This window comes from Brevibacillus sp. IT-7CA2, from assembly GCF_949767855.1.
Lineage (GTDB): Bacteria > Bacillota > Bacilli > Brevibacillales > Brevibacillaceae > Brevibacillus.
In genome coordinates, this window is the sequence record NZ_CATKQT010000047.1 from 1 (window position 1) to 326 (window position 326).

Genomic DNA, 326 nt, shown 5'->3' on the forward strand with positions numbered 1-326 from the left:
CCGTTGCCAAAAGATTGTAAAAGTCTACACATCTTTTGTTTGCTTCCTGCTTCTCTGTGTCTGCTTTGGCCGAAGCTACTCGCATCTGATAGGACACTCCACAGGCGTAAATTCGGATACAACGAATCCTACAGATTAGCGGTAACTTATTGGGGTTAGCTCGCTAATTTTGCTAGGTTAATAGAAGCGTTTACATCTCTATCTACCACTAGCCCACAAACACATTTGAATATTCGATCTGAAAGCTTTAAGTCTTTCTTGACCTCACCGCAATCAGAGCAGGTTTTTGATGAAGGATACCACTTGTCGGCTTCCATGAAGCGAAT

At 42.6% G+C, this 326-nt stretch carries 1 protein-coding gene; it reads right to left on the bottom strand.

Annotation, left to right across the window (positions count from 1 at the left end; translation table 11 throughout):
- Nucleotides 1-155 precede the first annotated feature (155 nt).
- On the bottom strand, nucleotides 156-326 hold a 171-nt coding region (locus tag ACM6JA_RS22805; protein WP_414854181.1), incomplete at its 5' end, for a zinc ribbon domain-containing protein.